The organism is Pengzhenrongella frigida, assembly GCF_004168625.1.
Classification (GTDB): Bacteria; Actinomycetota; Actinomycetes; order Actinomycetales; family Cellulomonadaceae; genus Pengzhenrongella; species Pengzhenrongella frigida.
On record NZ_SDWW01000050.1, the window covers coordinates 20214 to 30272 of the forward strand.

General features: G+C 71.8%; 7 protein-coding genes and 1 pseudogene. 6 read left to right on the top strand and 2 right to left on the bottom strand.

The features are described 5' to 3' along the window. The first annotated feature begins 99 nt into the window (after positions 1-99). The 4 genes from EUA98_RS16715 to EUA98_RS16730 are packed head-to-tail and all read left to right on the top strand — an operon-like array spanning position 100 to position 4562. Positions 100-1098: a carbohydrate ABC transporter permease gene (locus tag EUA98_RS16715; RefSeq protein WP_130103830.1), complete on the top strand. Its 999-nt coding sequence runs from the start codon at positions 100-102 to the stop codon at positions 1096-1098. Continuing rightward, positions 1095-2012, top strand: a complete 918-nt coding sequence (locus EUA98_RS16720; protein WP_130103831.1) for a carbohydrate ABC transporter permease — start codon at positions 1095-1097, stop codon at positions 2010-2012. Before EUA98_RS16715 ends, EUA98_RS16720 begins: the two co-directional genes overlap by 4 nt. Then, a complete protein-coding gene (locus tag EUA98_RS16725; protein ID WP_130103832.1) occupies positions 2009-3448 on the top strand; it encodes a GH1 family beta-glucosidase in 1440 nt (479 codons plus the stop codon). The genes EUA98_RS16720 and EUA98_RS16725 overlap by 4 nt, the downstream gene beginning before the upstream one ends. Positions 3449-3506: 58 nt before the next feature. Then, on the top strand, positions 3507-4562 hold the full coding sequence (locus EUA98_RS16730; protein WP_130103833.1) for a LacI family DNA-binding transcriptional regulator: 1056 nt from the start codon (positions 3507-3509) through the stop codon (positions 4560-4562). A gap of 22 nt (positions 4563-4584) precedes the next feature. On the opposite strand, the gene EUA98_RS16735 is transcribed toward EUA98_RS16730, so the two are convergent. Further along, entirely contained in the window at positions 4585-7893 is a 3309-nt protein-coding gene (locus tag EUA98_RS16735; protein WP_130103834.1) for a proline dehydrogenase family protein, read from the bottom strand. Positions 7894-8024: 131 nt separating this feature from the next. Between EUA98_RS16735 and EUA98_RS16740 the strand changes: the two genes are divergently transcribed. Next, positions 8025-8810 (top strand): helix-turn-helix domain-containing protein, encoded by a 786-nt coding sequence (locus EUA98_RS16740; protein WP_242511631.1) that lies wholly within the window; start codon positions 8025-8027, stop codon positions 8808-8810. Between the two features lie 57 nt (positions 8811-8867). On the opposite strand, the gene EUA98_RS16745 is transcribed toward EUA98_RS16740, so the two are convergent. Next, on the bottom strand, positions 8868-9620 hold the full coding sequence (locus EUA98_RS16745) for an ArsR/SmtB family transcription factor (protein WP_130103835.1): 753 nt from the start codon (positions 9618-9620) through the stop codon (positions 8868-8870). A 108-nt stretch (positions 9621-9728) separates the two neighbouring features. Between EUA98_RS16745 and EUA98_RS16750 the strand changes: the two are divergent. After that, positions 9729-10059, top strand: a pseudogene (locus tag EUA98_RS16750) (hypothetical protein); the annotation flags it as partial.

Sequence of the window (10059 nt, forward strand, 5' to 3'; positions counted from 1 at the left end):
GATCCGCTGCGAGTCCGCCGTCACCCCGGTGGACTCGCAGCGGGCTCGGCGGAACCGCACCTCTCGTCTGCCCCACCTCGACCGCGCTGAAGGAATCTCATGGCCGTGATCTCGCCCCCGGACGTCGCCCCGGACCTCGAACCAGCGGCGGACCGCGCACCCCGGCGCATCGCCTTCCGCCAGCGGCTCGGGAAGTGGGACGTCAAGCTCTCCCCGTACCTGTACATCTCGCCGTTCTTCCTGCTGTTCGCCATCGTCGGGCTGTTCCCGCTCGGCTACACCGCCTGGGTCTCGCTGCACGAGTGGCACCTGATCGGCGGCAAGGGCGACTTCATCGGGTTCGAGAACTACTCCACCGTGCTGCACGCGGCGTTCTTCTGGACCGCGCTGCGCAACACCTTCAGCATCTTCCTGCTGTCCGCGGTCCCGCAGGTATTCCTCGGACTGGTGCTCGCCGCCCTCCTGGACGCGAACCTCCGCGCCAAGACGTTCTGGCGCATGGGCGTGCTGCTGCCCTACGTCGTCGCCCCGGTCGCCGTGGGCCTGATCTTCTCCAAGATGTTCGCCGACCAGTCCGGCCTTATCAACACCCTGATCGGCCACCTGGGCATCGACCCGATCCGGTGGCACGCCGACGTGCTCGCCAGCCACTTCGCGATCGCCACGATGGTCAACTTCCGGTGGACCGGCTACACCACGCTGATCCTGCTCGCGGCCATGCAGGCGGTGCCGCGCGACCTGTACGAGGCTTCCGTGATCGACGGCGCGAGCCGCATCCGGCAGTTCTTCTCGATCACGATCCCGATGCTGCGCCCGACGATCATCTTCGTGGTGATCACCTCGACCATCGGCGGGCTGCAGATCTTCGACGAGCCGAAGATGTTCGACCAGTACGGCCAGGGCGGCGCCGACCGCCAGTGGATGACCGTGACGATGTATCTGTACGAGCTCGGCTGGGGTTCCCAGAAGAGCTTCGGGCGGGCCGCCGCGGTCGCCTGGATCCTGTTCCTCATCATCATCGTCATCGGCCTGGTCAACTTCTCCATCACCCGCCGCATCTCCAGCGCCGGATCCACCGCGGGAAGGAAGTCACGATGAGCTCCGTCGCCATGATCGAGCAGACCGCCGGCAAGGGCGCGGCCCGGGCCGCGGCCCGCAAGCGGAAGCGCAACGCGGGCGGGGCCGGCGCGAACCACCGGCCCGGTTGGGTCACGTACACGATCCTCGGGGTCGTCCTGCTGATCTCCGCCTACCCGCTGTACTACTCGTTCCTGCTCGGCACGTCCGACGCCCAGACGATCGCGCAGAACCCCGTCCCGTCGCTGGTCCCCGCGGGGCACTTCTTCGACAACATGCGCCGCGTGCTCGAGTCGGACATCCAGTTCTGGAAGGCGCTGTCCAACTCGGTCATCGTGGCGAGCCTCACCTCGCTGTCGGTCGTGATCTTCTCCACCCTGGCCGGCTTCTCGTTCTCGAAGCTGCGCTTCAAGGGCCGCAACGCCCTGCTGGTGTTCGTGATCGCCACGATGGCCGTCCCGACCCAGCTCGGCATCGTCCCGCTGTTCATCGTGATGGCCGAGCTGAACTGGACCGGCAAGCTCGTGGCTGTCATCGTGCCCGCCATGGTCACCGCGTTCGGGGTGTTCTGGATGACCCAGTACCTCGAGGAGGCGCTGCCCTACGAGCTCATCGAGGCCGCCCGCATCGACGGCTGCTCGATGATTCGCACGTTCTGGCACGTGGCCCTGCCCGCCGCCCGCCCGGCCGCGGCGATGCTCGCGCTGTTCACCTTCGTCGGGTCCTGGACGAACTTCTTCTGGCCGTTCATCGTGCTCGGCTCGTCCAACCCCACCCTGCCCGTCGCGGTCCAGCTGCTCCAGGCGTCCTACTTCAAGGACTACTCGCTCATCCTGGCCGGCGTCACGCTGTCGACCATCCCGCTGATCCTCGTGTTCGCGGTCGCCGGCAAGCACCTGGTGTCCGGCATCATGCAGGGAGCAGTCAAGGGATGACGAACGACGCCGCCTCCCCCACCGGGGCACTGACGTTCCCGCCCGGGTTCCTGTGGGGGGCGGCCACCGCGGCCTACCAGGTCGAGGGCGCCGCCCACGAGGGCGGCCGGACGGACTCGATCTGGGACACCTTCGCGCGGATCCCCGGCGCGGTCCTCGACGCCCACGACGGCGAGGTCGCCTGCGACCAGTACCACCGCGTGCCGCAGGACGTCGCCCTCATGCGTGACCTCCACCTCGGCTCGTACCGGTTCTCGACCTCCTGGTCCCGGGTACGGCCCGACGGCGGCCCGGTCAACCAGACCGGCGTCGACTACTACTCGCGGCTCGTCGACGAGCTGCTCGGCGCCGGGCTCAAGCCCTGGCTCACGCTGTACCACTGGGACCTCCCGCAGGCCCTCGAGGACCTCGGCGGCTGGACCAACCGCGACACCGCCTACCGGTTCGCCGAGTACGCCGTCGGCCTGCACGAGGCGCTCGGCGACCGCGTCGACGTGTGGACCACGCTCAACGAGCCATGGTGCTCGTCGTTCCTCAGCTACACCGCGGGCGCCCACGCCCCGGGGCGCCAGAGCCCGGCCGACGGCCTCGCGGCGGCCCACCACCTCCTGCTCGGCCACGGCCTCGCGATCAACGAGCTGCGGTCGCGCGCACCGCTGGCCAACCTCGGGATCACGCTGAACCTCGACGTGTCCGACCCGGTCGATCCTGCCGATCCCGGTGACGTCGAGGCCGCTCGCCTGCTCGACGGCCAGTTCAACCGCATCTTCCTGGACCCGATCCTGCGCGGGCAGTACCCGGCGGACGTGCTCGCCGACGTCGCGCCGTTCGGCCTGGAGACCCACATCAAGGACGGCGACCTGGCGATCATCTCCGCCAAGATCGACAGCCTCGGCGTGAACTACTACCGCGGACAGGCCGCCAGCGGCCGGCCCGCACCGGGTGATCCGGCCGGTGAGGCACCCGTCGTGCGCCCGACCTCGTCCCCGTTCCCCGCGGCCGACGGCGCGTTCAGCCACGCGCGCGGACTGCCCACCACGGCGATGGGCTGGGAGGTCCAGCCCGAGGGGCTGACCCGCCTGCTCGTCCGCCTGCAGCAGGAGTACACGGGCCCGGCCGGCGTCGCGCTGTACGTCACCGAGAACGGCGCCGCATACGACGACGTCCCGGACGCGACCGGCTTCGTGCAGGACGACGACCGCCTGGACTACCTCGACCAGCACCTGCGTGCGGTGCACGACGCCGTCACCCAGGGCGTCGACATCCGTGGGTACTTCGTGTGGTCGTTGTTGGATAATTTTGAGTGGGCGTGGGGATACCACCAGCGTTTCGGTATCGTGCGCGTCGACTTCGACACGCTGGTCCGCACGCCCAAGGCGAGCGGACGTTGGTACGCGGACGTCGCCCGGACGAATACCGTGCCTGCACGCACCTGACAGAAGTCTCCGTACGAGCATCGAGAGTCTCCGCACGAGCATCAAGGGAGGGTGGCCAATGACGACCGACAGCGAGCAGCAGATCGCGCCGCCGGCGGCTCTCCTGCGCCTGGGGGCTCCGACGCTCGAGCAGGTCGCCGAGCGGGCCGGGGTGTCCCGCTCGACCGCGTCGCGCGCGATCAACGGTGGGCTGCGGGTGTCTCCCGAGGCGCAGGCCGCCGTGGAGGCTGCCGTCGCGGAGCTCCGGTTCACGCCCAACCGCGCGGCCCGCACCCTGGTCACCCGCCGCACGGACTCGATCGCGCTCGTGGTGCCGGAGCCCGATGACCGTGTCCTGACGGACCCGTTCTTCGCGAGCACGATCAACGGGCTGAACTCGGCCCTGCGGGACACCGACCTCCAGCTGGTCCTGGTCATGGCCCGGCCGGAGGACATCGCGACCCGCACCCTGCGGTACCTGCGCGGCGGGCACGTGGACGGCGCCGTCGTCGTCTCCCACCACCGCGACGACGTCCTCGCGGAGGCGCTGGGACGGTCGACGATGCCGACCGTGTTCGTCGGTCGCCCGTTCCACTACGACAACCAGGTCCGGTACATCGACGTCGACAACGCCGGTGGCGGGCGGATGGCCGCCGAGCACCTGCTGCAGATCGGTCGCCGCCGGATCGCGACCATCACCGGCCCGCAGGACATGTCGGCCTCCCTCGACCGGTTCACCGGCTGGGTCGAGGCCGTCACCGCGGCCGGCCTGCCGGCCGACGCGGTCGCCTACGGGGACTTCACGAAGGACGGTGGAGCGCGCGCGGCGGCCCAGCTCCTGGCCGAGCACCCCGACCTCGACTCGATCTTCGTCGCCTCGGACCTGATGGCCTCCGGTGCGCTCGGGGTGCTGGCCGAGGCCGGCCGCCGCGTGCCCGAGGACGTCGCCATCGTCGGGTTCGACAACCTGGCGGTCGCGACCTCGACGTCGCCGACGCTCACCACGATCGCCAACCCGGTGGTCGCGATGGCCCGGGCCGCCGGCGAGATCCTGCGGGACCTGCTGGCGGGCCAGCAGGTCGACCACGCCCCGCGGATCTTCGCCCCCGAGCTGGTGGTCCGGCTCTCCACCTGAGGGCGGCCCCGGAGGGCTCAGCTCAGGAGACGTGCCCGAAGCGGTGCAGCGTGCGGCTGATCGCCTGCTCGCGCAGGACCGTCAGGAGCTCACGGCGGCCGCTGGCCACCACCGGGGCGTCCAGGACCGTCACCTCGCCGACGCGGGTGCGGGCCGCCTCGCGCAGCCCCGGTGCCTGCCCGACGACGCGGATGCGCCCGGACACCCGGCCCTGCCGCACGCGGTCCGCGAACTCGTCGTGGCCCTCCGCCTCGGCGCGGCTGACCGTCACCGGCACCCCCGCCCGGCTGGCAGCCGCGAGCACCCGCGTGACCTCGCGCTCGGGCGCCCCGGCACCCACGCGGACCACGAGGTGCGGGATCGGCCGGTAGCGCAGGAGGTTCGCCTCGACGTGCAGGCCGCTCGGGTCGTGCGCGGTGCCGAACTCGTCCTGCCACCAGCGCGAGTCGTCGGCGGCGGCCCACGCGAGCCAGGCGGCGTCGTCGGCCGGAACCTCGGGAGCGTCCGACCAGCGACCCAGCTCGGCCACGTAGTTCGGGCCGCCCGCCTTCGCGCCGGGTCCGACGGAGGAGGCCTTCCACCCGCCGAACGGCTGCCGGCGCACGATCGCACCGGTGATGTGCCGGTTGACGTAGGCGTTGCCGACCTCGACGCGGTCGAGCCAGGTCGCGATCTCGTCCTCGTCGAGCGAGTGGATCCCGCCGGTGAGACCGAACGCGACGGCGTTCTGCAGGTCGATCGCCTCGGCGAGGGTCTCCACGCGCATCACGCCCAGCACCGGACCGAAGACCTCGGTGGTGTGGAAGAACGACCCGGGCGCGACCCCGTGCTTGATGCCGGGCGTCCACAGGAGGCCGACGTCGTCGAGGCGGCGCGGTTCGACCAGCCACTCCTCCCCCGGCTCGAGCGTCGTCAGCGCGCGCAACAGCTTGCCCGTGGCGGGCTCCGTCAGCGGGCCGACCGTCGTGGCGAGGTCGGTCGCCGGGCCGACCCGCAGCGAGCTCACAGCGTCCGCGAGCTGACGGCGCAGCCGGTCCGACCGACCGGCCGAGCCGACCAGGATGAGCAGCGACAGCGCCGAGCACTTCTGCCCGGCGTGCCCGAAGGCGGACTTCACCGCATCGGCGACGGCGAGGTCGACGTCGGCCGACGGCGTCACGATCAGCGCGTTCTTGCCCGACGTCTCGGCGAACACCTCGAGGTCGGTCCGCAGGGCCGAGAACATCGCCGCGGTCTCGATCGATCCGGTGAGCACCACGCGGGTGACATCCGGGTGCGTGACCAGGCGCCGTCGGGCCTCGCCCTGCGGGGAGAGCACGACCTGGAGCACGTCGCGGGAGACCCCGAGCTCGTCCATCGCACCGTGGATGGCGGCGACCGCCACCTGCGTGCAGCGGGGGGTGAGCTTCGCCGGCTTGACCAGCACCGGGGACCCCGCCGCCAGCGCGGACAGCATCGAGCCGACCGGGATCGCGACCGGGAAGTTCCACGGCGGGGTCACGACGGTCACCCCGTGCGGGCGGAACTGCGCGCCCGGGATCGCGCCGTCGGCGAGCAGCTCGGCCTGGTCGGCGTAGTACCGCGCGAAGTCGACCGCCTCGCTGACCTCGGGGTCCGCCTCGGTGACCGTCTTGCCGGGCTCGGCGATCATGGTCGCCACCAGGTCGCCGCGGGCCTGCTCGAGCTTGTCCGCGGCCAGGCGGAGCACCTGCGCGCGGTCGTGCGGGGAGGTGGCGGCCCAGGCGGGCGCGACGGCGGTCGCGCGGGCGATCGCGGCGTCGACGTCCTCGACGGTGGACATCGGGGCGGTGGGTGGCACCGGCACGTCGCGCGTGACGAGCTCCGCGGCCCAGCGGCGGGACTCCGCGACGGCGGCGTCGGTGTCGGGGGTGTTGGCGAACGCCAGGGCTGCGCCCGCCGACCCCGCGCCCGAGATCCCGACCGTTCGCGGCTGGCGGTGCGGGGTCGTCGTGGGCACGGCGCTGTCGCGCACGGAGGCCACGAAGGACGCGCGCTGGCCGGCGAGCCGCACCTCCGGGTCGGTCGAGCCACCCTGCGCGAACAGCGAGTGCAGGAAGTTCTGGTCCGCGGCGTTCTCCTCGAGGCGCCGGATCAGGTAGGAGATCGCGACGTCGAAGTCGGCGCGCGCCACCACCGGTGTGTAGAGCAGCACCCGGCCGACGTCGGCCCGCACCGCGCGCGCCTGCGCCGGCGCCATGCCCTGCAGCATCTCGATGTCGAGCGCCTCGCCGACGCCGCGGTCGGCCGCCAGGAGGTGGGCGTACGCGACGTGGAACAGGTTGTGGCTCGCGACGCCGACCCGCACGTGGGCGGCCCGGTCGGGGAGCAGCGCGCGCTCGACGAGGCGCACGTAGTTCGCATCCACCTCGGGCTTGGTCTCGTAGGTCGCCTGGGCCCAGCCGTGCAGCTCGGCCTCGACCTTCTCCATCGCCAGGTTGGCCCCCTTGACGAGCCGGACCTTGATCCGGGCCCCGCCGATGGCCCGACGGCGTTCGGCCATCGCGGTGATCTCGTCGAGCGCCGCGAGCGAGTCGGGCAGGTACGCCTGCAGCACGATGCCGACCTCGAGGTCGCGCAGCTCGGGGTCGACGAGGATCCGCTCGAACACCGCCGTGGTCAGCGCGAGGTCCTTGTACTCCTCCATGTCGAGGTTGAGGAACGTCCCGTGGCGCGCGGCCGCGAGGTACAGCGGCCGCAGCTGGGCCACGACGCGGTCACGGCTGCCGGCGGTGTCCCAGGTGGACAGCTGGCTGGCGACCGCGGAGACCTTGATCGACACGTAGTCGACGTCGGGCCGCTCGATGAGCGCCTGCACGCGGGCGAGCCGGCTCGCGGCCTCGCCCTCGCCGAGCACCGCCTCGCCGAGCAGGTTGAGGTTGAGCCGGAAGCCCTCGGCGCGGGCGGCCGCGATGTGCGCGGCGAGCCCGCTGCCGGCGTCGGCCACGAGGTGCCCGATGAGCTGCCGGAGCCGGATGCGGGCCGCGGGCACCACGACGCGCGGCAGCAACGGCGCGGCGCGTGTTCCGAGGCCGAGCAGGGTGCGGTCCACCGGGCCGAGGAAGCTCCCGGCGGCGTCCGTGTAGGCGGCCAGTCCCGCGAGCTCGCGCGCGGCGACGGCGACGTCCTGCGGCCGCGCGACCCGGTCGACGAACCGGACGGCGAGCTCCAGGCCGGCGGGGTCCGAGACCAGCGCGGCGAGCCGGCCGGTGGTCCGCTTCTCGCGCGCCGTCTCGCCGGCGGCAGTGGACTCGACCCACCGGTTGGCCAGGGCGATAGCGGCGTCGGTGAGCAGCACGGCGGGTGTGGTCATGTTGAGATCTTTCCGGTCGATCGGGCTCCGTGTCTTGTACTCATCTCGCGAGATGTCTGACACAAACCCACCGATCGGCCCGGCGGGGGTCGCAGCGGGCGGGTCGCGGCGGTTGTACTGTCGCGGCTGACATGGCGCCACGACCCGCAGCCCCCGCTCCGTCCACGACCACCGACCCGCGCGAGGCCGACGCCTCGTGGCCGGAGGCGGTCGTCGTGCTGCGCGCGCTGAGCCCGGAGATGCTCCAGCTCATGGACGAGCTCTCCGCGACGATGTTCTGCGCGAAGGACTCCGGCGGCCGGTACGTCGCGGTGAACCGGGCGTTCGTCGACCGCACCGGGGAGCGCTCGCGCCGCACGGTGATCGGCCGACGCTCCGAGGACCTGTTCGTGCCCCAGCTCGCCGAGCACTATCTCCACCAGGACCGGGCCGTCCTCGAGGGCCGGCCGCTGCGCAACGAGCTCGAGCTCATCCGACGGCCCGGCGGGCTGCCCGGCTGGTACCTCACGGCGAAGCTGCCGGTGCGCGTGGACTCGGTCGTCGTCGGCCTGGTGAGCATGTCGGAGGACCTGCGCACCTACGACGCGGCCGACGTCGCGGTGAACTCGCTCTCGCGGGTGGTCGCACTGGTCCAGGCGCGGCTCGCCGAGCCGATCACCGTGGCCGACCTCGCCGCGGCGGCGGGCTGCTCGCCGTCGACCCTGGACCGGCGCATGCACAAGGTCTTCTCGCTGTCCCCCCAGCAGTTCGTGCTGCGCACCCGGATCGACCACGCCGCGGCGCTGCTCACGTCGGGGTCGCTGCCGATCGCCGAGATCGCGACCACGTCGGGCTTCTACGACCAGGCCTCGTTCACGCGGACGTTCGGTCGGCTGACGGGCGACACCCCCGCGCAGTTCCGGCGCCGCGCGCGCTGACCGCGTGGCGCCGATACCGGCCGGCTGGCTGGCTGGCTCAGGGGTACCTGAGCGAGTTCAGGTGTACCTGAGCGAACCCGGCGTGGTCAGCACCTGACCGGTCTCCAGCCACGTCTTGAGCCCCGACAGGATCATCGGCCAGCCGCCGTAGAGCTGGTCGTTCGCACCCTCGCGCATCTGGTCGTGCGTGACCGTCAGGCGGCAGGAGTCCGCCACCTGCTCGATCTCCCACGTGATCCGCGTCGTGCCCTCGCTCTGCACGTCCTCGCCCCACAGCGCGAGCATGGTCTGCACGAGGCGGCGGGGCGGATCGATCTCGAGGATCTCGCCCTCCCCGAGCAGGCCGGGGGCCTTCGGGTTCGTGACCTCGATGCGGGCCCCCGGCGTCCAGTCCGACTCGACCCGGTTGCCGAACTGGAACTTGCCCCGGATGTCCGGGTCGGTGATCGCCTCCCATAGCGCGTCCGGGGTGGTGCGGATGTAGATCTCGAACACCTTCTCCATCGAACTCTCCAATCGGGTCTTGAGGTCCGCGAGTCCCGAGACCCACGGCTGCGCGTACTTGCTCACCCACCGGTCGTGGACCGCTCTGATCGGGACCGGGTTGAGGAAGTGCAGCTTCTCGCGGCCGCGGCGCCGGGTGACCACCAGGCCCGCCTCCTCGAGAACCTTCAAGTGCTTCATCACCCCGAACCGGGTCATCGCGAAGCGTTCGGCGAGCGCACCGAGGTTCTGACCGTCCTCGCGGAACAGCTCGTCGAGCAGCGCGCGCCGGGTCGGATCCGCCAGTGCCTTGAACACCTCGTCCACCCGTCCAGAATTAGTGACCGAATTGTCACATGTCAAGGAGATCTGGGGAGTGAGTCATCATGGATCGATGAGCCCTGCCCCGCCCGAACGCGTCATGAGTGCCACCGGGTGACCGACAGCACCCGGACCAGGACGAGGACCCGACCGCGACGACGACGCCGCGTCCTGCTCGCAGCCGCGAGCGCGGCGCTGCTCGTCGCGGCGATCCTCACCGTCGTCGACGTCCGCAGCGACCAGGCCGCTGCCGCCGAGCGCACGGCGGCCGCCGAGGCCACGGCGGCCGAGACCCGCGACCAGGCGGCGGCAGCCCTGCGCGCCGTGGACCTCGCCGAGTCCGACGTCCTGACCGCCGAGCGCCGCGAGCACGCACGGGCCGCCGAGGTCGCTGCGCGCACCGCGGCCGCGGCGCAGGCCCAGGCGGCGGCCGACGCCGCAGCAG